Consider the following 23,529-nt stretch of genomic DNA (forward strand, 5'->3'; position numbering starts at 1 on the left):
GGCATCAACAACACCATCAAGGTCATCAAACGCCGCGCCTACGGATACCGCGATCAGGAGTACTTCTTCCTGAAGATCCGCGCAGCCTTCCCCGGAATTCAGCGATGAACCATAAAAAAATGGGGTCAATAGAAATGGGGTCTAGAAAATGGGGTCAGAGTGCAATTTCGAGGGATCGCGCTGCATGTCGATCCTGCATTCGAAATTGCACTCTGACCCCGGTTTTGCGGGTTACTGGATGTCTTCGTTGAGCATCAGCTGGCGCGCGAAGCGGACCGGCGGTGCGCCCTGGGCGAGCATGTCGTCGTGGTACTGCTTGAGGTTGAACGTCTCGCCGCGTGCGGCCTCGGCCGCCTTGCGGGCGTCGAAGTGCTCCTGCGCGCCGACGAAGTAGGTCGCCAACTGGGTCGACGACAGCTGCGCGCGCGTCCACTTGCCCTCGGCCTCGCTCTGCTGCTGGAACGTCTGGCGCACCATCAGGTCCAGCGCCTGCTCCTTGGTCCAGTTGTCGACGTGGATGCCCTGGTCGAGGATCGCGTTGGCGACCGCGCGCGCATAGAACTTGAGTTGCATCAGTCGAAACAGCGGGTCGCTGTCGGCGTAGCCGGCGTCGGCCATCATCCGCTCGGTGTACACCGCCCAGCCTTCGGCGAACGGCCCGGAGCGGAACACAGCGCGCAGCGTCGAGGGGTGATTCACCGAATGCGCGCCTTCCAGGTAGTGGCCGGGCATCGCTTCGTGGATCGTCAGCACGTGCAGCATGTGCTTGTTGTACTCGCGCAGGAACGAATCGACTTGGGCGTCGTTCCAGTCTTCGGGAATCGGCGAGATCGCGTAGTAAGTGTCCAGGCCCTTGTCGAGCGGACCGGGCGAATCGCAATACGCCGCCGCGACGCCGCGCTGGAACTCCGGCATCAGGATGATCTTGACCGGGTCGTTGGGCACCGTCACCAGGTCGTGCTTGCGGACGAACTCGGTGGCCACGTCCAGCGTGTGGCGGGCGTACTCGACCACCTCGTCGCGGCCGGGGCGATCGGCATAGGCGACTTCCATCGCCGCCTCGATCGCCGCCTGGCGCTGGTCTTCGGTCGGCTGCGCGGGCGTCTCGGGCGCGCCGTCGCGGCCTTCGAGCACCGTCTGCGCGACGGCATACATCTCGTCGCGGATGCGGGCCAGCTCGGCTTCGGCACGCTGGCGGATGTCCTGGCGCGAGAGCGAAGAGTTGAGCGCGAACTTGAGCTTCTGGTCGTACTTTTCCGCGCCGATGCGGAACTCACCCTTGGCATTGGGCACCAGCGTGCCATCGAGCCAGGTCTGGTGTTCCTCGACCGCGGCGCGCAGCGTCTCGACCGCCGCATCCAGACGCGCGCGATCCTGTCCCTGCAATTGGTCGGCATTGGGCGTGATGAACGTCTCGATCAGCGCCAGGACGCCTTTGTTCTGCGCCGCGACCGTGTGCGCGTGGGTCGGCGGCACCCGCGCCGGATCCAGGTTCTCGCGCGCCTGGGCGAGGATCGCCGGGATCTTCTCCATGCGCTGCGTCGCCGACTTCAGGCGCTCGGGCATCGGCGCGAACTCGCGTGCCATCAATCCGTAGATCGCGCCACCGGCCAGTCCGCTGTAGGTCTGCGGATCCCAGGCCCAGCTCTGCATGACCTCGGTGTCCCAGATGCCGTATTCGAGCTGGTTGCGCAGGATCAGCGCGTCCACGTGGTTCTCGCGCGAGAGCTTGTCGACGTCGATCGCGCCGAGCTCGGCCAGGTAGCGGCGATTGAAGTCCAGGGCCGCTTGCCGACCCGCCGCCGACAGATCGTCGACCTCGGCATCGAAACGGTGGTCGCCGATCTGCGTGGCCGACACCGGCGACAGCGCCATCACCTCGTCGAGGTAGCGCTTCGACAGTTCGGCGAACGCCGCGTCGGCGGGCGAGGGCGCCGTGGCAACTGCGCCGTCCTGCGCGTTGGCGGGGGCGCTCGGCGCCTCCCGGTTGCAGCCGGCAAGGGCGGCGGTGAGCACGGCAACGGCGAGCAGGGAACGACGCATGCGGCAACTTCCAGGCATGGAGACAGCGCGCAAGCATAGAGGCGCCGCCACCGCGCCGCATGTGCCGATCGTGTCGTCTCGGCGCACTGCCCCAAAACCGGGGTCAGAGTGCATTTTTCGCAAGTCGCGCGGCCTTGTGTGAGTCACGTGGCAAGAAATGCACTCTGACCCCGGTTTTGGGGTTGATTTGACGCGTCAGCGCTGCGCGCAGAAGAATCGGGGGCTGTGCGGCCATCGCCGCGGGGGAGAGTGCAATGCGGCGTCGTGACTTCATGGCCCTGGGCGGGATCGGGCTGGGCGGCCTGCTGTTGCCCGGCGGCATCGGCCGGGCGATCGCGGCCGAGGAACTGACGCACGCGCTCGATCCGGCCTTCAAGAAGCGGCTTGCCGATGTCGCCTTGCAGGCCGCGCGCGATGGCGGCGCCGGCTACTGCGACGTGCGCATCGGTCGCTACCTGCGCCAGTACGTGATGACCCGCGAGGCGCGGGTGGAAAACGTGGTCAACGAGGAGTCGATCGGCGCGGGTATCCGCGTGCTTGCCGACGGCGCCTGGGGGTTCGCGGCGACCAATGCCCTTGACCCCGACAGTATTTCCGCGGCCGCGCGCCAGGCGGTGGCGATCGCCAAGGCCAATGCCCGCATCCAGACGACGCCGGTGCAGCTGGCACCGGTTGCGGGCGTAGGCGAGGTCACCTGGCGCACGCCGATCGCCCGCAACGGCATGGCCGTGCCGGTCGAGGACAAGGTCGCGCTGCTGCTCGACGTCAATGCCGCCGCGATCGCCGCCGGTGCCGACTTCGTCGGCTCGCGGCTGTTCCTGGTCAACGAGCAGAAGTACTTCGCCAGCACCGATGGGTCATACATCGACCAGGACGTGCACCGGATCTGGGCACCGTTCACGGTGACCGCGATCGACAAGGCCAGCGGCAAGTTCCGCACCCGTGACGGCCTGTCGGCGCCGATGGGGCTGGGCTACGAATACCTCACGCCGGACCCGGCGCAGCGCTTCGACCTGCCGGGCGGCGTGGTCGCCTACGGCCGCGCCTACGACATGCGCGAAGACGCGGTCGCCGCCGCTCGGCAGGCCCGCGAGAAACTGCGTGCGCCCTCGGTCCAGCCCGGCCGCTACGACCTCGTGCTCGATCCGTCGAACCTGTTTCTGACCATCCACGAGAACGTCGGCCACCCGCTGGAGCTCGACCGCGTGCTCGGCTACGAGGCCAACTACGCCGGCACCAGCTTCGCCACGCTCGACAAGCGCGATGCGGGCTACCGCTGGGGCAGCGAGATCGTGAACTTCGTCGCCGACAAGACCCAGCCCGGGAGCCTGGCCGCGGTCGGCTACGACGACGAAGGCGTGCGCTGCAAGCAATGGGACCTGGTCAAGGACGGCATCCTGGTCGACTACCAAGCCACACGCGACCAGGCGCATCTGTTGGGCAAGACCGAATCCGATGGCTGCAGCTATGCCGATGCCTGGTCGAGCGTGCAGTTCCAGCGCATGCCCAACGTCTCACTGTCGCCGGGCAGGTCGCCGCTGACAGTGCGCGAGATGATCGCCGGCGTCGAGCGTGGCCTCTACATCCACGGGCGCGGCTCATACTCGATCGACCAGCAGCGCTACAACGCCCAGTTCGGCGGCCAGCTGTATTACGAGATCCGCAATGGCGAGATCGTCGGCATGGTCGAGGACGCCGCCTACCAGATCCGCACGCCGGAGTTCTGGAACGCCTGCAGCGCGATCTGCGATGCACGCGACTATCGCCTGGGCGGGTCGTTCTTCGACGGCAAGGGCCAGCCCGGCCAGGTCTCGGCGGTGTCGCACGGTTCGGCGACTGCGCGCTTCGACGGCATCAACGTGATCAACACCGCACGCTCGCTGTAGCGGCGAGCGGGGGCGTCGGGGCGATGCGGGGTCTGCATCGCCCGACGCCGGGCCGCTACAGCGACTGGCAGATCGCGAGCGCGGCCGCGCCGAACGACGGCGGCGGCTGCCCGGCCATCGCGTGCGCAAGCGTCTCGACATGACGGACGCGGTCGGCACCGGCGGGGTGGTCGCCGCTGGCGTGTTCGTCGAAGATCCCGTTCTGTTGCCAGGCCCGTACGCTGGTCAGGACCTCGGGCCAGCCGTGTCCGATCCGCGTCAGCAGGTAGGCGGAAGCGAGATCGGCGATGACCTCGGTGGCCGGCCCGCTGATCCCGTGCAGGCCGATGTCGGCGAGGATCCGTTCGCTCATGCCGTGTCCGGCTTCGTGGGCGAGTGCGAACTTGATCGCGACGTCGTCGTCCAGGCCGAGCAGGCCCTGGCTGGCCTCGATGCCGTAGCCGCCGGGCGCCGGCGCCAGGTTGCCATTGGGCTGGGCGCCCGGCACTTCGATCACGATCGGCACCATCGCCTCGCCGAACACGGTCGGCCGGTCGCCGCCGTAGAACAGCTCGGCGCTCGCGTCGAGCAGGGCGGCGACGGCCGCGCTCGCTTGGGTCGGGGTCAGTGGCATTGCGGTGTCTCCTGATGTCGATGCACCCGGTCGCGGATGCGGGCGTGCAGGGTCGCCGTGGCTGCCCGCCGCGGGCATCGGTCGTGTGCTGGGTTCGGCCTGCGTGACCACCGAGTCGCCGGCACGCCGGATCCGAATCCGCTGGCGGGTCTGTGCCATTCGTCACTGGACGCGGCCGGCGTGGCATGTCATCAATCCGGACGGCGCGTAGGGGACGCGTCGCCATCTCATCGCCAACGTCCGCACCCGCCGCGGACCCTCGCTTTTCGGGAGAGCTGCTGTGCATAGACGCGATTTCCTCGCCCTCGCTGGTGTCGGCGCGGGCGGCTTGTTGCTGCCCGCCGTCTTCGGCAAGGTGATTGCCGCCGAGCAATTGCTGTCCGCGCTCGATGTGGGCGTCAAGAAGCGGTTGGCCGATGCCGGCCTGAATGCAGCGACCGCCGCGGGCGCAAGCTACTGCGACGTGCGTGTGGGCCGTTACCTGCGCCAGTTCGTGATGACCCGCGAGGACAAGGTCCAGAACGTGGTCAGCACCGAGTCGACCGGCGTGGGCGTGCGCGTCGTCGCCGGCGGGGCCTGGGGCTTCGCCGCGACCAACACGCTGACCGAGCAGGGTGTGGCCGAGGCCGCGCACCAGGCCGTCGCGATCGCGCTGGCCAACGCCAAGGTGCAGACCGCGCCAGTGCAGCTGGCGCCGGTCAAGGGCGTGGGCGAGGTCGCCTGGCGCACCCCGATCGCCCGCAACGGCATGGAGGTGCCGGTCAAGGACAAGGTGGACCTGCTGCTGGGCGTCAACGCCGCGGCGCTGTCGGCCGGCGCGAGCTTCGTGAATTCCACGCTGTTCCTGGTCAACGAGCAGAAGTACTTCGCCAGCACCGATGGCTCGTACATCGACCAGGACGTGCACCGGATCTGGGCGCCGATGACGGTGACCGCGATCGACAAGGCCAGCGGCAAGTTCCGCACCCGCGAGGGCCTGTCGGCGCCGATGGGCATGGGCTTCGAGTACCTCGACGGGGCCGCCGCAGGCAAGATCGTCTCGCCCAATGGCGTGGTCAATTACAGCACCTCCTACGACATGCGCGAGGATGCGATCGCTGCGGCGCGCCAGGCGCAGGAGAAGCTGCGTGCGCCATCGGTCAAGCCTGGTCGCTACGACCTCGTGCTCGACCCCTCGCACACCTGGCTGACCATCCACGAGTCGATCGGCCACCCGCTCGAGCTCGACCGCGTGCTCGGCTACGAGGCCAACTACGCCGGCACCAGCTTCGCCACGCTCGACAAGCGCGAGCAGCGCTTCCAGTACGGCAGCGACCAGGTGACCGTGTTCGCCGACAAGACCCAGCCCGGGAGCCTGGGCGCGGTGGCCTACGACGACGAAGGCGTGGCGACCAAGCGCTGGAACCTGATCGACGCCGGCAAGTTGGTCGATTACCAGGCCACGCGCGACCAGGCGCACATCCTGGGCAAGACCGAGTCCGACGGCTGCAGCTACGCCGACGCCTGGTCGAGCGTGCAGTTCCAGCGCATGCCCAACGTCTCGCTGGCCGCCGGCCGCACGCCGCTGAGCGTGGAGCAGATGATCGGCGACGTGGAGAACGGCATCTACATTGTCGGCGATGGGTCGTTCTCGATCGACCAGCAGCGCTACAACGCCCAGTTCGGCGGCCAGCTGTTCTACGAGATCCGCAACGGCAAGATTGCCGGCATGATCGAGGACGTCGCCTACCAGATCCGCACGCCGGAGTTCTGGAACGCCTGCGTCGCGGTCTGCGACGAGCGCGATTACCGCCTCGGCGGCTCGTTCTTCGACGGCAAGGGCCAGCCCAGCCAGGTCTCGGCGGTCTCGCACGGCTCGGCGACCGCACGCTTCAACGGCATCAACGTCATCAACACCGCGCGTTCGCTCGGCTAAGGAGTCCCGACCATGACCATCTTCACCGAAGCCCAGGCCCGCGAACTGCTCGAGAAGACCGTCGCGTTGTCGACCGCCGACGAGTGCACCGCCACACTGTCGGGCTCGATCGACGGCAACATCCGTTTCGCGCTCAACAACGTGTCCACCAGCGGCATCGTCAGCAATGCCGAACTCAGCGTGCAGGTCGCCTTCGGCAAGCGCGTGGGTACGGCCAGCATCAACGCCTTCGACGAGGCCTCGCTGCGCAATGTGGTCAAGCGCGCCGAAGACCTCGCCCGCCTGGCGCCCGAGAACCCCGAGTTCCTGCCGGCGATCGGCAAGCAGGACTATCGCGCCAGTCCGACATTCAGCGAATCCACCGCGGCGATCACCCCGGAGTTCCGCGCGCAGGTCGCAGCCGATTCGATCGCCCCGTGCCGGGCCGAGAAGCTGATCGCCGCCGGCTTCCTCGACGATGGTCGCAGCTTCGTCGCGTTCGCCAACAGCAATGGCAACTTCGGCTACCAGCAGGCGACCAACTTCAACTACACCTGCACCGTGCGCACCGAGGACGGCCGCGGGTCGGGCTGGGTGGGGCGCAACCTCAAGGACGCCAGCGCATTCGACGCCGGCCGCGATGTGCGGGTCGCGATGCGCAAGGCCAGCGAGTCGGCGCAGGCCCAGGCGCTGGAGCCGGGCAAGTACACCGTGATCCTGGAGCCGGCCGCGGCGGCCGGGCTGATCTCGTTCATGATGCGCTACTTCGATGCGCGTACCGCCGACGAGGGCCGCAGTTTCCTGTCCAAGCGTGGCGGCGGCAACAAGCTCGGCGAACAGGTCTACGACCCGCGCGTCAACATCGTCGCCGACCCGTGGCACCCGGAAGCGCCGGTGCTGCCGTGGGACGGCGACGGGCTGCCGCGCGAGAAGATGGCGATCATCGAAAACGGCAAGGTCGCCAATCTCGACTATTCGCGGTTCTGGGCGCAGCAGCAGGGCAAGCGCGCGGTCGGCCGGCCGGGCAACCTGTTGATGGCGGGCGGCGACAAATCGACCGCCGACCTGATTGCAGGCACCGATCGCGGCATCCTGGTCACGCGTACCTGGTACATCCGCATGGTCGACCCGCAGACCGTGCTGCTGACCGGGCTGACCCGCGACGGCACCTTCTACATCGAGAACGGCGAGATCAAGTACCCGCTGAAGAACTTCCGCTTCAACGAATCGCCGGTGATCATGCTCAACAACATCGACGAACTCGGTCGGCCAGTGCGCGTGGGCGGCGACGAGTCGTCGATGGTGATGATGCTGCCGCCGATGCGGCTGCGCGACTTCACGTTCACTTCGCTGTCGGATGCGGTCTGAGGCGTCCGCATCGCGGGTGATGCCGGTGCCCGGGCGGCGGCGGCCGCCTGGGCATGACCTGCCGCAGGCGCGACCCCGCCCGAGCTGGGGCGGGGCGGGGCGATGAATCGGCGTCACGCGTTGCAGTGGGTGCTGGGTGCGGCGGCCGGGCTGGCCCTGCCGCCGGTGCTGGCGCAGTCGGCGCGCTACGATTTCTGGTTCACCCGGCTGCGCTACGAGTCGGGCGACTGGGACGTCGATGCGCGGATGCCGTCCAATGTGATCACCTCGCTGATCGACTACACCGACCTGCGTGTCGATCCGACCGAGCATGTGGTCGCGCTGTCGGACGCGAAGATGCTCGCCGCGCCGTTCTGCTATCTCGCCGGCCATCGCTTGGTCGAGTTCAGCCCAGCCGAGCGGCGCAACTTCGAGCGCTACGTGCGCGGCGGCGGTTTCGTGTTCGTCGATGACTGCAACCACGACATCGACGGCCTGTTCGCCAAGTCGTTCGAGGCGCAGATGGCCGCGATCTTCGGCGCGTCGGCGATGCGCAAGCTGCCGAATTCGCATGCGCTCTACCACAGCTTCTTCCGCTTCCCCGAGGGTCCGCCGGCGACCGGCTTCGAGCTCAATGGCTGGGGTGACGACCTGGTGCACGACTACCTCAAGGGCATCGAGATCGATGGCCGGCTGGCGGTGCTCTACAGCAACAAGGATTACGGCTGCGAATGGGACTACGACTGGCGCAACAAGCGCTTCCTGGCGCAGGACAACACCAAGTTCGCGGTCAATATCGTGATGTACGCACTGACCGCATGACTTCCGCTTTCGCAGGACCCGCCGCATGACCGCGACCACCCCCACCGAAGCCGACCTGCAGGCGCGCCTGGCGCAGCTTGATGCGCTGCGCGATGCGATCGCGCGCGCCGTCGTCGGCCAGACCGATGTCGTCGAACAACTGCTGGTCGCGCTGCTCGCCGGCGGGCACGTGCTGCTCGAAGGCGTGCCGGGGCTGGGCAAGACGCTGCTGGTACGCACGCTCGGCCGGGCGCTCGACCTCGACTTCCGGCGCGTGCAGTTCACGCCCGACCTGATGCCCAGCGACCTGCTGGGGACCGAATTGCTCGAGGAGGACCATGGCACCGGGCGGCGGCATTTCCGTTTTCAGGAAGGGCCGGTGTTCACCCAGCTGCTGCTGGCCGACGAACTCAATCGCACACCGCCCAAGACCCAGGCCGCGCTGCTCGAGGCGATGGCCGAGCGCACCGTCAGCCATGCCGGCGTGACCCGCGCGCTGCCGCAGCTGTTCTTCGTGCTGGCCACGCAGAATCCGATCGAGCAGGCCGGCACCTATCCGCTGCCCGAGGCGCAGCTCGACCGCTTCCTGCTGCATGTCGCACTGGGCTATCCCGATGCCGATGAGGAGCAGGCGATCCTCGCGCGCACGACCGGCGCTGCCGAGGCCGAGGTGCCGCAGGTCATGGACGCCGCCGCGGTGCTGACGCTGCAGGCGCTGGTGCGCCAGGTGCACCTGGGCGAAGACCTGCTGGCCTGGATCGCCGCGCTGGTGCGCGCGACCCGACCGGGCGACGGGGCGCCGCAGATCGTGCGCGAGTACGTGCGTTGGGGCGCCGGGCCGCGTGCCGGGCAGTCGCTGGTGCTGGCCGCCAAGGCGCGCGCGCTGCTGCGCGGCCGGCTTGCGGCGACGCGCGAGGATGTGGCGGCGTTGATCGCGCCGGTGTTGCGTCACCGGCTGGTGCTGTCGTTCGCGGCCGAGGCTGGGCAGATCGACGCCGATGCGGTGGTCGCCGGGCTGCTGCGCGCGCTGCCCGCACCGGACCGCTGAGCGCAGCGTGGTGGCCGCGAGCCCGGCACCGCCGATGTCGCCGGACGGTCCGCCGTCCGGTGATGGGCTGACGCCTGCGCTGCGGGCCTGCCTGGCGACGCTGCGGCTGCGCCCGCGCTACGCGCGGGGGCGCGACGGTCCGGGCCAACACGCCAGCCGCAATCGCGGCGCGGGCCTGGAGTTTGCCCAGTACCGCGCCTATGAGCCGGGCGACGAGCCACGGCAGATCGACTGGAAGCTCTACGCACGCAGCGATCGCTTTTTCGTGCGCGAGTCCGAGCGCGAGAGCCCGATCCGGGCCTGGGTGCTGCTCGACACCACCGCGTCGATGGCCCAGGCCGACGACGCCGCGCCGCAGCGCACACGCCTGGACGTCGCGCGCTTGCTGGCGGCCTGCGTGGTGGAGATCGCGCACCGCCAGGGCGATGCCTGCGGGTTGGCGACCTGCGGCGGCACCGGCCTGACGCTGATTGCGCCCGGGACCGGTCCACGACAGCGCGACCGGCTGCGCCACGCGTTGGCGCAGGCGAGGGCCGTCGGTGACTGGCCCGATGCCGCGACGCTCGTGCCGGCCTGGGGCCGCATCGCGCGCGGCGACCTGGTCGTCGCGATCGGCGACTGGTTCGACACGGCCGCGGTCGAGGACCTGCTGCAACTCGCGCGCGCCGGGCGCGAGGTCGTCGCGCTGCAGGTGCTGACCGCCGACGAGCGCGACTTTCCGTTTCGCGATGGGCGCCGGTTCCTTGATCCGGAGACCGGCGAGGCGCTGCTCGGCGACGGGCCGGCACTGCGCGCCGACTACCTCGCGCGCTTCGCTGCGGCGCAACGCGCACTGGCGGCGCGGCTGGCCGCGGACGGCATCGCATTCGCGAGCCACGTCGTCGACACGCCGCCCGAAGGCGTGCTGCGCGCGCTGTTCGGCGATCGCCCGCGATGAGTCTCGGCCTGCTTGCGCCGACCGCGCTCGCGATGCTGGCGACGCTGTTGCTGCCGCTGCTGTTGCACCTGGCGCGTCGTGACGCCACGCGGCCGACGCCGTTCGCGGCCTTGCGCTGGCTGCGGGAGCGACCGAAGCCGCATCGGCGCCTGCGTTTCGATGACTGGCCGCTGCTGTTGGCCCGCCTGCTGCTGCTGGCCGTGTTCGCGCTGTGGCTGGCGTGGCCGGTGTTGCACGGCGGCGCGGCCCCGGCGCGCTGGACGGTCGTGGTGCCGGGCGCGGCGGCTGATGCGCTGCCGCCAGCCGATCCCGATGCGCCGTTGCGTTGGCTGGCGCCGGGCTTCCCCGAAGCGAGCGGCACCATCGCACCGACCGGTGCGGTGCCGGTCGCCAGCTTGCTGCGCGAACTGGACGCGATGCTGCCCAGCGGCACCGCGCTGACCGTGGTCGTGCCCGAGACCGTCGACGGCGCCGATGGCGGACGGGTGACCTTGTCGCGCACCGTGGACTGGCAGGTCGTGCCGGTGGCGTCATCGCCGGGCATGACTTCCGATACGTCCTGGCCGCAGCTCGATGTGTTCGGCATCGCCGATGACGATCCGGCGCTGCGTATCCTGGCCGCAGTCGCCCGCGCCTGGCGTCCCGACGATGCCGATGCGCTGCGACGCGTAACGTCCGGCGAGACGCCGCGCGCGGAAGCCGCGCTCGCCTGGTGGAGCGCCAGCGCACCGCCGCCCGCGCTGCTCGAGGCCACGGCCGGCCGCACCTGGCTGCTGGGCCCGGCGGCGCCGCTGCCCGAGGGCACGGACTGGCAGCCGAGTGCCGAAGACGCGGCCTTCGAACGCGCGGCCTGCGGCGCGTCGACCTGCGTGCGCTGGCGCGGCGCGTTCGATCCGGCGCGCGACCCGGAACTGCTCGATCCGGGCTTTCCCGCACGGTTGCACGATCGTCTGAGACCGGGGCCGATGCCGGCGCGCATCGCCGCGGCGGACCTGGCGCCCGCCAGCGGGCTGACGGCGTATCCGCCGGTGCCGCGCGACCTGCGGCCGTGGTGGGCGCTGCTGGTGGCGCTGGCGTTCGCGCTCGAGCGCTGGTTGGCTGCCGCCGCGCGTCGGAGTACGGCCGCATGAGCGTCGTGTCCGCACTGCTGCGCGTGCGCGCCGCGGCGCGTCGGCGTGCGGTCATCGCTGTCGTGCTGGTGGCCGCGCCCTTGGTGGTTGGTCTGGCCGCGCTCGCCTGGCGGATGGCTGACGGACCGGCGGCGGTCGTGGCAGCGTTGTTGGTCGGCGCGCTCGCCGCGGTCATCGCCGCACGCCGGGTCCGCCGTACCGACCGCCGCTGGCTCGTGCGCCGGCTCGATGCCGACCGCCGCGACATGGAGGACAGCGCCGCACTGCTGTTTGCCGATCCCGCCGCGCTTGCGCCACTGGCGCAACTGCAACGTGCGCGGCTGGAGGCCCGACTCGCCGCGCAGCCTTGGCACCCGCCGCCGGCGCCCTGGCCGTGGCGCGCGGTGCTCTTGGCGTGGTCGGTGGGTGCGCTGCTGACCGTCGCCGTGCTGGCATGGCCGACGCGGGCCCCCCCTGGGACGAGCGACAGCGTGTCCACGCGGGCCGGAGCCGCTGGCGCGCCGGTGGTGCGATCGCAGGCGCTGCGCATCGACGCGCCGGCCTACACGGGCCTGGCACCGCGGACCCAGGCCGAGCTCGACGCGCAGGCCACGACCGGCGCGACCTTGCGCTGGACACTGCGCTTTTCGCCGCAGCCCCAGCGTGTGGCCCTGCAGTTCCACGACGGCCGCGAATTGGCGTTCGTGCGCCAGGGCGAGGATTGGACGGCCACGCTGCGGCTCGATCACTCGGCGCTGTACCGCATCGCGGTCGATGGCGACACCGACGGCGTTCTCGCGCGTGCGCAGCCCTGGCGGCTCGAGGCCGTGCCCGACCGCCCGCCTGAGGTGCGCGTGCGTGCGCCCGAGACCACGCTGTCGACGTATACCCGCGGACAACGCGCCTGGGTGCTGGCGTTCGAGGCGACCGATGATTTCGGCGTCGCGGCGGACGCGCGCCTGCGCATCACCGTGACCCGCGGCAGCGGCGAGGCGATCACGTTCGAGGATCACACGCGGACGCTGCGCGGCAGCGGCGATGCGCGCGCGCGCGCATTTGCGGCGACGCTCGACCCGATCGCGCTGGGCCTGGAGGAGGGCGGCGATCTGGTCGCCCAACTGGAGGTCCGCGACCACCGCGTGCCGGCCCCGCAGGTCGCCCGCAGCGCCAGCCTGATCCTGCGCTGGCTGCCGCCAATACCGCCCGATGCCGACGGACTCGAGGGCCTGGCGCGCGACGTGCTTCCGGCGTACTTCCGCAGTCAGCGCCAGATCATCCTCGATGCCGAAGCGCTGATCGCCGAGCAGCCGCGACTGGCGCGCGAGACGTTCGAGACGCGCTCCGACACGCTGGGTGTCGATCAGCGCTTGCTGCGGCTGCGCTACGGGCAGTTCCTGGGCGAGGAATCGGAGGGCCATGCGCGGCCGCCGCCGACTGCCGATGCCGACGACACGCTGCCCGCGCCCCCGCGCAAGCCATTGCCGATCGACGACTTCGGCCAGGGCGATCCGCCTGCCGATGACGTGTCGGCGCAGGCGCCACAGGGGCACGACGCGGCGCACGATGATCACGACCACGACCACGACCACGACCACGACCACGACCACGACCACGACCACGACCACGCGCCGCGCGACGCGACGACGTTCGGCCGCGCCGACGACGTGCTCGAGACCTTCGGCCACACCCACGACCTGCCGGAAGCGGCGACCCTGCTGGACCCGAAGACGCGCGAATTGCTGCGCGGCGCACTGCGCGAGATGTGGCAATCCGAGCTACACCTGCGCCAGGCCGCGCCGCGCGAGGCGCTGGCACCTGCGAACCGCGCGCTGGTGCTGATCAAGGAAGTCCAGCAGGCCGACCGCATCTATCTGGCGCGGGTGGGCACGGCGCTGCCGCCGGTCGATTTCGCCCGGCGGCTGGGGGGCGACCGCGACGGCATCGCGCCCCGCGCGGTGCCAGGTCCGGCGACGGTCGCGCTCGACGCCCCGACGGCGGCCTGGCAGGCGCTGGCCTGGAACGAGGCCTTCGATCCGGCGGCGCTCGTCGCCTGGGCACAGACGCAGCCGCGTGCGCTCGACGATCCGCTTGCGTTGCTGGCCGCGATCGACACGCTGCAGCGCGATCCTGCCTGTACCGCGTGCCGGCAGGCCCTGCGCGGGCAGCTGTGGCATGTCTTGCAGCGTCCGCTGCCCGCACCGCCGCGTCGCGCTGCGATCGACGCGATGGGCACACGCTACCTCGACGCGTTGCGGGAGGATGCCCGATGACGCCCGAGCGCTGGTTGCTCCCGCTGCTCTGTGCCGCCGCCGCGCTGTCGATCCAGCGACTGGCGATCGCGCACCTGCGCGCGCCGCGCGAGGCCCGGCCCGCCGCTTGGCGCACCTGCGCGCTCGCCACGCTGACAGCGGTCTCGGCGGGATTGTTGGCGCTCACGTTGCAGCCGCCACCGGTACCGGCCGCAGGCGGCGCGCTGGTGGTACTGACCGCGAGTTGGGACGACCTGCCGCTGCCCGCGTCGCAACCGGTCATTGCATTGCCCGAGGCCGGCGAAGGCCCGTCCGGGGCGCTGCGGATGCCCGATCTGGCGACCGCATTGCGGCGTCACCCCGAGGTGCAGGCGCTGACGATCGTCGGCGCCGGGCTGACGGCGCGCGACCGCGACGCGGTCGGCGATCGCGCATTGGCGTTCGTGCCGGCGGCACTGCCTGACGGCATCGTCGCCCTCGAGGTGCCGCGCGGCGTCGCGCCGGGTGCGCGCTTCGAGGTGCGTGGCCGTGTCGCCGGTCTCGATGGCGCGCAGGTCGCATTGGTCGACCCGGCCGGCCGCATCGTCGATACCTCGGCCCTGGACGAGGCAGATGGGTTCCGCCTGGCCGGTACCGCGCGCGGTGTCGGCGCGGACCTGTTCGTCGTGCGCGTGCGCGATGCCGACGACGCCGAGCGATCCCGGGTCGAGGTGCCGGTGGTGGTGGTCGAGGACGCGGCGCCGGTGCGCGTGCTGCTGCTCGCCGGTGCGCCGAATCCGGACCTGCGCGCGCTGCGACGTTGGGCCGAGGACACGGGCCTGCGCTTGCGCTGGCGGGTGGCCCTGGGCGGCGGCACCGGTGTCGGCGACGCGCCGGCGCTCGATGCGGCCAGCTTGGCCGAACAGGATCTGGTGCTGCTCGAAGCGCGGGCATTCGACGGCTTGAGCGCGGGCGCGCGGGCCGCGCTGCGCAGCGCGGTGGCGAATGGCCTTGGCGTGCTGGTACATGCACCGCAGCCACCGTCGAGGGCGTTGCGCGACTGGCTGCGCGGTACCGGCCTGGCGATCGACGCGGGGCCGGCCCGCACCTGGCGTCCCGACCCGGGTCCGACCGATGCGGCGCGGTTGCGCGCGTGGACCGGCCCCGGCAGCGACGATGCGCCATTCGATCCGCTGCTGGCGGGCGAGGCGCCACCGGCGCTCGCCTACCGGCCTTTGGCCGGAGGACTGCCGGGCAGCGAGGACAGCCCGCCGGACATGATGCGCTGGCAGGCCTGGGGCCGCGGCCGCATCGGTCTGGTGACGCTGGCCGACAGTTGGCGCCTGCCGTTGGCCGGCCGCGCCGACCTGCACGCGGCGCTGTGGAGCGGCTGGGCCGGCACGCTGGCACGTGTTGGCGACCAGGCCGCAGTGGCGGTCGAGCGGCCGGCCTGGGCTGGCGAACGTGTCGTTTTGTGCGGACTCGCTCCAAACGCGCAGGCGATCGCCCCGGACGGGCGTGCGATCTCGCTGTTGGGCGATCCGGCGGCGCGTGACTGCGCCGGCCTGTGGCCGCGCGCCGCCGGCTGGTATCGGATCGTCGATGCCGATCGGCACTGGCCACTGCGCGTGCGCGCCAGCGACGAGGCCTCGGGCCTGTGGGCCGCGCAGCAGCGTGCCCGCACACAGGCGCTGGTGCGCGCGCCCGCGGGCGACCCTGCACCGCAGGCGCAGGCCACCGCGCCCGGTTCGAGCTGGCCCTGGGCGCTGGCCTGGCTGTTGGCGACCGCGGCGCTCTGGGCGCTCGGCCGTGCACGGCTGGGGCGCGTACAGCTGACCCCGCCAGGATCGCCTAATCTTTCGGCCTGACGACGGAGGAACGGCGATGACGTATCGCGGACGCTGCCATTGCGGCAGTCTGGCCTTCGAACTGGACAGCGAGATCGCTGAGGTCTACGACTGCAATTGCTCGATGTGCCGACGGCGCGGCGGTCTGCTGGCGTTCGCGCCCGCCGAGGCATTACGGGAGACCGGGACCGGCAGCGCGGGCACGTATCGCTTCAATACGCACCGGATCGACCATCATTTCTGCACGGTCTGCGGCATCGCGCCCTACAGTCGCGGCATCGCTCCCGATGGGGCGCCGATGACCTGCGTCAACGTGCGCTGCATCGACGGATTGGACCTGGCATCACTGAAGATCGTGCAGATCGACGGTGCTCGATTCTGATCGGATACGGCTTGGCTGTGCGGCGATCGCTGCGGACGGGATAGCCAGCCGAGCGGACAGCCTTGGCTGCGCGTTGTCGTCTCCACCTCGGCGCCGGCCGGACGGCCGGCCGGCGCGTGCGCAGCGACGATGTTGTGGCTCAGCCTTCCTCTTCTTCCTCGAACTCCACCAGGGCATCGAGATCGAACGCCATCGCTTCGACCGCCTCGCGCACCTTGCGCGCAGTCGCGGCGTTGCCGGCCTCGACCTCGATTTCGTGCATCTGCGGGCCGTTGACGTCGCTCAGGCCGGCGGAACTGGAGTCGGCGTCGTCCATGTGCGGCATCAGGTCGTCGATCTCTTCGACATGCTCGATGCCATCGATGCTCTGCAGAAGGTTGATGACCGTGCGGGCGGTGTCGTCGCTGCCGGTCAGGCGGATGCGGAGCATGGGCATGGCGGTTCCTCTTCGTGTTCGGTCGGGCGGGAACCGTGAGGCTGGGAGAGCCGGGGGCAAGCCTGCGTGACGAGCGCGCCACGATCGCGTTGCACGCACCGGGCGCAAGACCTAGACGCGCAGCCAACGCATCGAAAGCGCGACACCGATCATCGCTGCGGCGACGCCGAGGAACGCGACGACCAGTCCGGTCGCCTGCGCGGCGAATCCGATCAACGCCGGACCTGCGAGCACGCCGGCATAGCCGATCGTGCTGATCGCAGGGATCGCCTGCGCTTCGGGCATGGTCGTCTGCCGTCCGGCCATCGAGAACATCACCGGCACCACATTGGCGCAGCCCGCGCCCACCAGCGCATAGCCGGCCAGCGCGATCGCCCCGCTGGGCACCAGTGTGGCAATGCCCAGGCCCACGCAGGCGCATAGCGCACCGAGCACGACCGCGCGGCGATCGCCCAGGCGGCGGACGAGGCCGTCGCCGCACAGCCGCGCGACCGTCATCGCCAGTGAGAACACGACAAAGCCCAAGCCTGCGCGGTCGGCGTCCACGCCGCGGACCTCGTGCAGGAACACCGCGCTCCAGTCGAGCATCGAGCCTTCGACCAGGAACGCGGCGAAGCACAGCACGCCGATGCACGCGACCACGCCGCGCGGCCAGGCGAAGGCGGCGGTGTCGCGCGCCACGCGTTCGCTGCGCCAGTGCCGTGCCGACGGCACGTACAGCGCCAGCACGATCAACGCGACCAGTCCGGTCGCCAGCCACTGCGCCAGGCCCGCGCTCAGCAATGCGGTCGTGCCGGCGGCGCCGACGAAACCGCCGACGCTGTAGAACGCATGGAAGCCGGACATCATCGGGCGTGCACTGTCGCGTTCGACCGCCACTGCCTGCAGGTTCATCGCGCAGTCCATCGCGCCGATACCGGCGCCGAACGCCGCCAGCGCAGCCGCCAGCAGCCAGGGCGTTGCGGCCATCGCGAGCATCGGCAACGTGATGCAGATCAGCAGCAGCGCGGCCACCATGACGCGCTTGCAGCCTTGGCGTGCGGCGAGCGCACCGGCGGCCGGCATCGCCAGCAGCGAGCCGGTGCCCAGGCACAGCAGCACCAGACCGAGCGATGCCTCGTCGAGCCCGGTCCGGGCCTTGGCGAACGGCACGATCGGCGCCCAGGCGGCGATCGCGAACCCGGGAATGAAGAACGCGGCGCGCGTTGCATGTTGCTGCGCGCGGGGGGAAGAGGTGGGGACGGGCATGGCGGACGACGTGGGAGGAGGACGGGGAAGGCCGGTGGCGCTCAGGGCGGGGCCGCGACGTGCACCGCGATACCGCGTGCAACGAAGCGTGCCCGTTGTGCAGGCGGCGCATCGTGTTCGACAACGAGTGTGGCGATGGCTTCGAGGGCCGCGACGCGGTGCGCGGCCTGCGTGCCGAGCTTGGCGTTGGTCGCCACGACGACGGCCTCGCCGCTGGCCTCGATCATCAGGCGCTTGAAGCGGGCCTGCTCGCCGTCGACGCTCCACAGGCCGTGGTCGGCATCGATCGCGCAGGCACCGGGAAAGCACAGGTCGGCGCGCAGGTCGCGCAGCTGTGCCATGGCCTGCGCACCGAGCGCCGCGCCGCTGCGCGGGTCGATCCGACCGCCGATCAGCAGGACCTCGAAGCCGTCGCGGGCCATCAGCGTCTGGGCGATGTCGGGGGCGTTGGTCGCGACGGTCAGCGCCTGGCGTTCGGGCAAGGCGGCGGCGATCGCGCTATTCGTGGACCCGGCGTCGAGCAGCAGCATCTGGCCGGGGCGGATCCGGGCGGCCGCTACGGCGGCGATCGCAAGCGCGCGCTTGCCTGCTACGTGCTCGTGGTGGCGTCGCGCCAGTGGCGGGAAGTCGGGCGTGGGGGGCAGCGCGCCGCCGTAGACGCGACGGCACAGACCGCGCGCGGCCAGTTCGCGCAGGTCGCGCCGAATCGAATCCTCAGACACGCCGAACTCTGCTGCCAGTTCGGTCGCCACGACCCGGCCCTCGGCCGCGAGGCGGCGCAGGATCGTCTGCTGGCGCTCCTGCGGCAACGCATCGCCGGACGCGGTCATCGAAAGTGACCGCCAGCGATGAGAGGGGCTGCGCGCGCGCCCTGGGCGCTCGCGTCACGCGCCAAGGGCGCGTCGCGGCGCATCGACGCGGCCAGGCAAGCGTGGTGACCCTCCAACTCCCTGCGCTGAGACATCAGGCACTCCCGTCACATGAGAGCGCGAAGTCTGGATCAGTCGGTGTAAACGTGCAACATCGTGCATTCGTATGCACGCGCTCGGCATGGGGCGGGCGGCCTCCCCACGCTGTCAACGGTCTTCGTGGTCTGCCGTCCGCGGCTCAGGGCTGCGCGACGGGTGTCCGCACCGGCACCGTGATGTTGCACAGGTCGATGTGCCCGGCCGGATGCAGGTACCAGGCGTCGCGGCGGTTGCGGCGCGATTCGACCACCGCATCGAACAGCGGCGTGTCGGTGCGCAGCACCTCGAGCGGGGTGCGCTGCGCGGGCGGCAGTTCCGAGGCCAGGCGCACCGCGCGGATCGGCGTGCGCTGCGCCGGATCGGTGTAGAAGCCCAGCGGGCCGGTGCCGCGCGGCAGCACGCTGAGCAGTTCCATGCCCTGCAGCACGCGGCCGACGACGGTGATGTTGCGGTCGAGCTGGCGCGGCGACTGGCCGGTGACGACATAGAGCTCGGTGCCGTTGCTCGAGTCGGGCGCGGTGTCGCGGCCGGCGCCGAGCGTGCCGTAGCAGTGCGCGAGCCAGGCGCGTCCCCCGCGGCTGGCCTGCGCATCGGCATCGCGCGCGGCCGGGAAGCCGGCGGTGAATCCGGTCTGCGCCGCCCAGCCGTCGCGGTCGGGCAGGGCGTGGAAGGCCACCCCCGCGGCCGGGCGGTCGAACTCTGCAGGCAACTGCGCGCGTGCGCTGCCGATCGGCTTGCCTGGGGCGCCGTCCTCGACGATGTCGCCGAACTGCACGACGAAATTGTCCTGCGCGCGGTAGAGCGTCAGCCCGTCCCAGAAGCCCTCGCGCGCGAGCGTGCGGATGTTGGCCACGTGCGCGGGCGCGAAGTCCGGCGCCAGCTCGATGATCACCCGGCCGGTCTCCAGATCGAGATACAGCGTGTTCTGCGGGTCGGGCGTGCGCCAGTCCGCGGGCGTCGAGGCGTCGAGCAGGTCCTGGGTCGAGCGCGGGTCGGCTGCGCGCGAGTTCGCGACGTCGGCCGCGGGCGTGCTGGCGCAGCCGGCGATCAGCAGCGCGAGTGCCGCAGCGCAGGCGGCGACGGGACGGCGCAGTCGGGACGGGGGCAGGCGCATGGGCGAAGTCCATTGGAGTGGAGCGCCGATTGTGGCTGACGTGGCGGCCCGCATGACTAGCGGCACATTCGCTATAGCGAAGTTCGCAATAGAGTCCCGATCGAGCACGTGGAGGGCGGGCATTGACCGGAAGCGACGAGGCGGAGGACGCGGGTCTGCGCAAGTTCCAGAAGGAGCTGAGCGCAGGCACGGTCTCGCTCGCGCTGCTGGCGGTACTGGCCGCCAGTGCGGAGCCGATGTACGGCTACCAGATCGCCAAGCGGCTCGAACGGCTCGACGGCGTACTCGCCGGCAAGCAGAGCGCGCTGTATCCGGTGCTGCGCAATCTCGGCGCTGCGGGGCTGCTCGACAGCCACGTCGCGCCCTCCGATGCCGGGCCGCCGCGTCGCTACTACCGCATCACCGAGGCAGGGCGGACGACCCTGCGCAATTGGGCCGCCGCCTGGCGCGCCACCCGCGATTCCGTCGACGCCGTCCTGGAGGGGATGATCGAATGAACACCCAAGGTCTGCCGCAAAGCATCCCCGAGTACCTGGAACACCTGCGCCGCGCGCTGGCCGGCGCCGACCCGGCGCTGGTGCAGGACGCGCTATACGACGCCGAGGAATACCTGCGCTCGGAACTGGCCGAGCATCCGGGCCGCAGCGAGGCCGAGGTGATCGCCGCGGTCGCCTCGAGCTACGGCGCGCCCGACGAGGTCGCCGACATCTACCGCGATACCGAGGTCAAGGTGCAGACCGCGCTGCGGCCGCCGGCGCCGGCGCCGCGCAGTTCACTGGTCGGCCGCTTCTTCGGGGTCGCCGGCGACCCGCGGACCTGGTCGTCGCTGTTCTACATGCTGCTGTCGCTGGCGACCGGCATCTTCTACTTCCTGTGGGTGGTGCTGGGTCTGTCGATCTCCGGCGGCCTGGTGATCGTGCTGGTTGGCATTCCGCTGCTGATCCTGTTCCTGGGCTCGGTGCGGGTGCTGTCGCTGGTCGAAGGCCGGCTGGTCGAGGTCATGCTCGGCGAGCGCATGCCGCGCCGACCGCTGTACGCGGCCCACGGCCGCAGCTGGACCAGCCGCATCGGCGAAATGTTCACCGACGCGCGGACCTGGAGCACGCTGCTGTACATGCTGCTGATGCTGCCGCTGGGCATCGTTTACTTCACGCTGGTGGTGACCCTGATCAGCGCGTCCTTGCCGCTGATCGCGGCCCCGCTGTCGCTGCTGCCCGGTTTGAACCTGAACGTCTGGATCGGGGGCATCGACGTACCGCGACAGGCCCCGTTCCTGCTGCCGCTGCTGTCGGGCATCGGCGTGCTGCTGCTGTTCGCCACCCTGCACCTGTGCCGCGGCATCGGCCGCCTGCACGGCGCGATCGCCAAGCATCTGCTGGTGCGTACCGCCCAATACTGATCCACCCCAAAACCGGGGTCAGAGTCCATTTTTCGCCGGGGTCGGAGCAGACGGCCCCGGTCGATGGATCGAAATTCGACTCTGACCCCGGTTTGGCTGGAGGTGATCGTCGTTCCGACGCGGGCCGTGCGCCCACAAAAAAACCGGGGTCAGAGTCGCTTTCCGGAGAAAAGTGGCTCTGACCCCGGGTTTCGGGGGGGGGGGGGGCGGTGGCTCAGACGCCGGAGACGCGGCGGGCGACCTGGAAGCGGGTGGCCCAGTAGCCGGAGTCGAGGTCGGAGACCATGACGTCCTTGCCGCTGCGCGGGGCGTGCACGAAACGGCCTTCGCCCAGGTAGATGCCGACGTGGTCGATGCGATTGCCGCGGCGGCCGAAGAAGACCAGGTCGCCGGCGGTCAGCGCGGTGCGGTCGATGCGTTCGCCGTTCTGGGCCATCTCGCGCGAGACGCGCGGCAGTTCGATGCCCAGCGCGGTGCGGAACACGTAACCGACCAGACCGCTGCAGTCGAACCCGCTGTCGGGGCTGGAGCCGCCCCAGCGGTAGGGGGTGCCAAGCAGGGTGAGGGCGCGCTTGAGCAGCGATTCGACCCGACCATCGGCGACTTGCACCGGCTTGTCGACATCCATCGCGATGAGCTGGTTGATATCGCTGGCCAGGAGCATCTGCGGCTGCTGCAACTGGGCGGCGGGTGTGACGATCGCCTTGGCGACCGATGTGGTTTGATCGAATTGGTCGGCCGAGTCGGCGGCCAGGCCAGGACCTGCGAAAACCGGAGCGGCGGCCAGCGCCAGGAGCAGCGTGGCGGCGGTGTTGCGGAGAAGGCTGCGGGAGGCGCCAGCGCCATTCAGAGACGCGTCTGTCGTCGTCACGTGTGCTTCACATCTTCCGGACCAGCGGGGGAAGCTACCGGGTTTGCGCGAAGGAGTTGTTAAGCGAAAGTTACTGAATGCGCGCAAGTGCCTGTTTGTGTTCGCTATTCAGTGAAGAATGCGTCGTGAACCCGTGTAGTTGCGACGCCAGTAGCTGCCGTCCAGGTGGTCCAGGCGCACCGTGCCGCCTGTGCTGGGCGCATGGACGAACCGGCCCTCGCCGACGTAGATCCCCACGTGGGACACCGTGCCGCCGCTGCCGAAAAACACCAGGTCACCGGGTGCCAGGCGCTCGGCGTCGATTTTCGGCCCTTGGTAGGCGTAGAGCTCGCGCGATGAGCGCGGCAGCCGTACGTCGAGCATGTCGCGGAACACGTAGTTCACCAGGCCGCTGCAGTCGAAGCCGCCCTCGGGCGTATTGCCGCCATACCGGTAGGGCGTACCGACCAGGCTGATCGCGCGCATCAGCACGGCGTTGGCTGCCGCCGGGTCGGTCGGCGACACCGCGTGCCAGGTGCGTTGCGGGGTCGGCGCAGAGGCGGCCGGCGCGGCGGGACGGACATCGCGTCCGCCGCAGCCGGCCAGCGCGAGCAGCGCAATTGCCGTGGCCAGCACGCACCCTCCGCGGCGTCGTGCGGTTGGCGCGAACGCGTCGGAGTCGGGATAATGCGGACTTGCCTGCATATACGTCATTCCACCTGCCAATCTCGGCATCGTGCCGCATGTGCGCCACCGTCCTCAAGCGGCCTTGCCGCCGCCCCACCAGGGATCCCCAATGAAGATCGAGAAAGACCGCGTCGTCCGTTTCCACTACAGCGTTGCGGAGGCTGGCCAGGCGCCGGTGGAGACGTCGCGCGATCGCGATCCGCTGGCGATCCTGTTCGGCCACGGCAACATCATCCCGGGCCTGGAGAAGGCGATGGAAGGCCGCGAGGCCGGCGAGAGCTTCAAGGCCGACGTCACTGCCGCCGAGGCTTATGGCGAGCGCCGCGAGGGCATGACCCAGCGCGTACCCAAGAAGCACTTCGGTGACCAGAAGCTCAGCGTCGGCCAGCAAGTGGTGCTCAACACCAGCTTCGGCCCGCGCGCGGTGACGATCGAGAAGGTCGGCATGAGCGTGGTCGACGTCGACCTGAACCATCCGATGGCCGGCAAGGACCTGGCGTTCGATATCGAGATCGTCGAAGTCCGCGAGGCCTCGCCCGAAGAAATCGAGCACGGCCACGTACACGGCGACGGCGGCCACCACCACTGATCCGCCAACGGTGCGCGACGCGGGGAGGCGTCGCGCGGCCGGGCCGGGTCCGTCGATCGGGGGACATGCGATGAGTGCGCCACGGCACGCCGTTCTGGGCCCG

At 70.4% G+C, this 23,529-nt stretch carries 22 protein-coding genes; 14 read left to right on the top strand and 8 right to left on the bottom strand.

All coding sequences use genetic code 11. The annotated features are described in order from the left end of the window. A partial coding sequence (locus ABE488_RS13375; protein ID WP_346448926.1) for a transposase occupies positions 1 to 108 on the top strand: 108 nt, incomplete at its 5' end. 123 nt (positions 109 to 231) lie between these two features. On the opposite strand, the gene ABE488_RS13380 is transcribed toward ABE488_RS13375, so the two are convergent. Next, the gene (locus ABE488_RS13380; protein WP_346448854.1) at positions 232 to 2,043 is read right to left on the bottom strand and encodes a DUF885 domain-containing protein; all 1,812 of its coding nucleotides are present in this window, start codon (positions 2,041 to 2,043) and stop codon (positions 232 to 234) included. Between the two features lie 254 nt (positions 2,044 to 2,297). Here ABE488_RS13380 and ABE488_RS13385 point away from each other — a divergent pair, with 254 nt between their 5' ends. Further along, complete coding sequence (locus ABE488_RS13385) at positions 2,298 to 3,929, top strand: TldD/PmbA family protein (RefSeq protein ID WP_346448856.1); 1,632 nt, start codon at positions 2,298 to 2,300, stop codon at positions 3,927 to 3,929. Between the two features lie 55 nt (positions 3,930 to 3,984). Here ABE488_RS13385 and ABE488_RS13390 read toward each other — a convergent pair whose 3' ends face one another. After that, a complete protein-coding gene (locus ABE488_RS13390) occupies positions 3,985 to 4,542 on the bottom strand; it encodes a hypothetical protein (protein WP_346448857.1) in 558 nt (185 codons plus the stop codon). A gap of 280 nt (positions 4,543 to 4,822) precedes the next feature. Here ABE488_RS13390 and ABE488_RS13395 point away from each other — a divergent pair, with 280 nt between their 5' ends. The 9 genes from ABE488_RS13395 (at position 4,823) to ABE488_RS13435 (ending at position 16,135) form a co-directional block, all read left to right on the top strand. Beyond that, positions 4,823 to 6,457, top strand: coding sequence for a TldD/PmbA family protein (locus ABE488_RS13395; protein ID WP_346448859.1), 1,635 nt, complete (start codon positions 4,823 to 4,825; stop codon positions 6,455 to 6,457). 12 nt (positions 6,458 to 6,469) lie between these two features. Continuing rightward, positions 6,470 to 7,804 carry a TldD/PmbA family protein gene (locus ABE488_RS13400; RefSeq protein WP_346448860.1) on the top strand — a complete coding sequence of 445 codons (1,335 nt, stop codon included), beginning with the start codon at positions 6,470 to 6,472 and terminating at the stop codon, positions 7,802 to 7,804. A 102-nt stretch (positions 7,805 to 7,906) separates the two neighbouring features. Next, on the top strand, positions 7,907 to 8,605 hold the full coding sequence (locus tag ABE488_RS13405; RefSeq protein WP_346448862.1) for a DUF4159 domain-containing protein: 699 nt from the start codon (positions 7,907 to 7,909) through the stop codon (positions 8,603 to 8,605). Positions 8,606 to 8,630: 25 nt separating this feature from the next. After that, entirely contained in the window at positions 8,631 to 9,632 is a 1,002-nt protein-coding gene (locus ABE488_RS13410; protein WP_346448864.1) for a MoxR family ATPase, read from the top strand. Between the two features lie 34 nt (positions 9,633 to 9,666). Beyond that, complete coding sequence (locus tag ABE488_RS13415) at positions 9,667 to 10,569, top strand: DUF58 domain-containing protein (protein WP_346448866.1); 903 nt, start codon at positions 9,667 to 9,669, stop codon at positions 10,567 to 10,569. Beyond that, positions 10,566 to 11,699, top strand: a complete 1,134-nt coding sequence (locus tag ABE488_RS13420; protein WP_346448867.1) for a BatA domain-containing protein — start codon at positions 10,566 to 10,568, stop codon at positions 11,697 to 11,699. The genes ABE488_RS13415 and ABE488_RS13420 overlap by 4 nt, the downstream gene beginning before the upstream one ends. Further along, complete coding sequence (locus ABE488_RS13425) at positions 11,696 to 13,948, top strand: hypothetical protein (protein ID WP_346448869.1); 2,253 nt, start codon at positions 11,696 to 11,698, stop codon at positions 13,946 to 13,948. The genes ABE488_RS13420 and ABE488_RS13425 overlap by 4 nt, the downstream gene beginning before the upstream one ends. Then, a complete protein-coding gene (locus ABE488_RS13430) occupies positions 13,945 to 15,774 on the top strand; it encodes a carboxypeptidase regulatory-like domain-containing protein (protein ID WP_346448871.1) in 1,830 nt (609 codons plus the stop codon). Before ABE488_RS13425 ends, ABE488_RS13430 begins: the two co-directional genes overlap by 4 nt. Before the next feature lie 16 nt (positions 15,775 to 15,790). Next, on the top strand, positions 15,791 to 16,135 hold the full coding sequence (locus tag ABE488_RS13435; RefSeq protein ID WP_346448872.1) for a GFA family protein: 345 nt from the start codon (positions 15,791 to 15,793) through the stop codon (positions 16,133 to 16,135). 139 nt (positions 16,136 to 16,274) lie between these two features. On the opposite strand, the gene ABE488_RS13440 is transcribed toward ABE488_RS13435, so the two are convergent. The 4 genes from ABE488_RS13440 to ABE488_RS13455 all read right to left on the bottom strand — a co-directional run bounded on the left by ABE488_RS13440 (position 16,275) and on the right by ABE488_RS13455 (position 19,901). Continuing rightward, the gene (locus ABE488_RS13440; protein ID WP_346443742.1) at positions 16,275 to 16,571 is read right to left on the bottom strand and encodes a hypothetical protein; all 297 of its coding nucleotides are present in this window, start codon (positions 16,569 to 16,571) and stop codon (positions 16,275 to 16,277) included. Positions 16,572 to 16,682: 111 nt separating this feature from the next. Further along, entirely contained in the window at positions 16,683 to 17,819 is a 1,137-nt protein-coding gene (locus ABE488_RS13445; protein ID WP_346448873.1) for an MFS transporter, read from the bottom strand. Positions 17,820 to 17,860: 41 nt separating this feature from the next. After that, positions 17,861 to 18,649, bottom strand: a complete 789-nt coding sequence (locus tag ABE488_RS13450) for a DeoR/GlpR family DNA-binding transcription regulator (RefSeq protein WP_346443738.1) — start codon at positions 18,647 to 18,649, stop codon at positions 17,861 to 17,863. Between the two features lie 277 nt (positions 18,650 to 18,926). Then, positions 18,927 to 19,901: a peptidylprolyl isomerase gene (locus tag ABE488_RS13455; protein WP_346448875.1), complete on the bottom strand. Its 975-nt coding sequence runs from the start codon at positions 19,899 to 19,901 to the stop codon at positions 18,927 to 18,929. 122 nt (positions 19,902 to 20,023) lie between these two features. Here ABE488_RS13455 and ABE488_RS13460 point away from each other — a divergent pair, with 122 nt between their 5' ends. Both ABE488_RS13460 and ABE488_RS13465 read left to right on the top strand, forming a co-directional pair. Beyond that, a complete protein-coding gene (locus ABE488_RS13460) occupies positions 20,024 to 20,398 on the top strand; it encodes a PadR family transcriptional regulator (protein ID WP_346448876.1) in 375 nt (124 codons plus the stop codon). Then, positions 20,395 to 21,300 (top strand): sensor domain-containing protein, encoded by a 906-nt coding sequence (locus ABE488_RS13465; RefSeq protein ID WP_346448878.1) that lies wholly within the window; start codon positions 20,395 to 20,397, stop codon positions 21,298 to 21,300. Before ABE488_RS13460 ends, ABE488_RS13465 begins: the two co-directional genes overlap by 4 nt. 214 nt (positions 21,301 to 21,514) lie before the next feature. Here the strand turns inward: ABE488_RS13465 and ABE488_RS13470 are convergent, their stop codons facing one another. Then, the gene (locus ABE488_RS13470; protein ID WP_346446207.1) at positions 21,515 to 22,171 is read right to left on the bottom strand and encodes a C40 family peptidase; all 657 of its coding nucleotides are present in this window, start codon (positions 22,169 to 22,171) and stop codon (positions 21,515 to 21,517) included. 108 nt (positions 22,172 to 22,279) lie between these two features. Continuing rightward, entirely contained in the window at positions 22,280 to 22,786 is a 507-nt protein-coding gene (locus ABE488_RS13475; RefSeq protein ID WP_346443732.1) for a C40 family peptidase, read from the bottom strand. Between the two features lie 160 nt (positions 22,787 to 22,946). On the opposite strand from ABE488_RS13475, the gene ABE488_RS13480 reads away from it, so the two are divergent. After that, positions 22,947 to 23,426, top strand: coding sequence for a peptidylprolyl isomerase (locus tag ABE488_RS13480; RefSeq protein WP_346443730.1), 480 nt, complete (start codon positions 22,947 to 22,949; stop codon positions 23,424 to 23,426). The last annotated feature ends 103 nt before the right edge of the window (positions 23,427 to 23,529 follow it).

Origin of the sequence: Luteimonas sp. TWI662 (assembly GCF_039673825.1) — a bacterium.
Taxonomy (GTDB): Bacteria; Pseudomonadota; Gammaproteobacteria; order Xanthomonadales; family Xanthomonadaceae; genus Luteimonas.